Origin of the sequence: Bizionia saleffrena, from assembly GCF_008086175.1 — a bacterium.
Classification (GTDB): Bacteria; Bacteroidota; Bacteroidia; order Flavobacteriales; family Flavobacteriaceae; genus Bizionia; species Bizionia saleffrena.
In genome coordinates this window covers 1-1,466 of sequence record NZ_VSKM01000043.1, presented here as the reverse complement: position 1 = coordinate 1,466, position 1,466 = coordinate 1, and the positions used below count along the sequence as shown (strand labels likewise).

1 protein-coding gene is annotated in these 1,466 nt (G+C 32.0%); it reads right to left on the bottom strand.

The window, feature by feature from the left end:
- Positions 1-125: 125 nt before the first annotated feature.
- A complete protein-coding gene (locus tag ES676_RS14535; RefSeq protein WP_148371046.1) occupies positions 126-1,025 on the bottom strand; it encodes a hypothetical protein in 900 nt (299 codons plus the stop codon).
- Positions 1,026-1,466: the final 441 nt, after the last annotated feature.

The following is a 1,466-nucleotide window of genomic DNA, read 5'->3' as shown; positions in this document are numbered from 1 at the left end:
CTGTAATAAGCTACTAAAACAAGCTTTTGCAATAGCAAAATCTGGATTAATATATGATGATTCTTATAGAAGTACTTTAGTGAAAAGTTAATGGGTTTTTACTTGTTTTTTACCACAGTACTTTGTTAGCGGTTGTTTTTTTCCGTTAGTATGCTTTTAAATTCTGGGCTTGATTTAATTATCTTTTCGGCTTCAGTAATATCTGTTTTGGTGTCAAATATTATCTTTTTCAACTTAAATTCCGCAAGTGGATTTTTACTATTGAATGGAAACTCCAAATAATCAAAACCACCTTTTGAGCCAAAATTTAATTTGAAGTATTTACCTGTGTCCCTTTTCACAAGAAGTCGGTATTCCTGTTCGATGTTGTAATTATGAGGTAAATAGAAAAAACCAATTGTCGCAATACGATTTATTATTAAATCCTTATTTCTTTTTTTAGCCAACTCCATTAGGTCTGATAATAGAGGCAAATCTAATTGTGTTGGTTTCTCGGGATAATATATTTGTCGAAAGTCAGTATTGAGATTTGAAACTTCAAAAACAAGTCTAACTCCAGTTTCTTTTGCAAAATACTCCCACATATATGCTTCAGCGTCCTTTGATAGTTTGTCATTCGTGAATGATGTGTAAAAAGCATTTTCGACTAATTCAGTTTCAAGAGTAACTCCTGCGCTATTTTTTCTTAACTCGTAACCGTCCATTTTATGTTCAGTATAAAATGGTTTAAATTCATTTTCAGTAAACCTTTTTTTTACACTAAATAACCAAAGCTTTTTCGTTTTAATAATATTCTTAAAAGCGTCTATGTCGGTGAAGTGATGGTATTCTGTAATTGGATTTTGAGGAAAGTAGTTTTTTAGAATTAAATCTGAAAGTTTGCTTGTCGCTAAATGGTTTGTAATGATGTTATCAGTTGTCCGAAAATCATTAAAATCGAAGGACGGTAAATAAGTCAACGAGCGTCCTGTCAAACATTGGTTGATGTCATTGGCTATAGATTCATTTTCTTTTATTGTTGTCATACTTTATAAATTGTTTTTATATAAATAGTGTAAAAAAAGAAAAAGTAAACCTTTATGTGAATTTTACAAACTTTAATTTAAACGATGTCGTCTGTCTTAAATAACCGCTAACGTCCCTGTATATGGCTCGTAGCGTGCAAATTAAACAATTACTTTCGGATTAAGCACGAGCCGAATTTTTAAATTTTTCTTATTATCTTTTTTTCTCAATAAGCCAAATTTAAAAATTTGGCGGACTCGCAAATATACCTTAACTTCGATTAAACAACTACCTAGCTATGAGCTATATACGTTGTGTGTGCCCAGTATGGGCATCTTTAACTTACAGCAAAGTAAGTAATTAATCTATAGGGTGCAAGTCCCTTATGCGCTGGGGTAACGCCTAGAAGCATTAGTAAGTCGCAAGGGTGGTAACTGCAAAGTTACATCTGAAGAAAGCGA

Bases quoted from the DNA above. Each gene is read 5' to 3' on its own strand.
- ES676_RS14535 (WP_148371046.1), bottom strand. From the start codon at position 1,025: ATGACAACAATAAAAGAAAATGAATCTATAGCCAATGACATCAACCAA.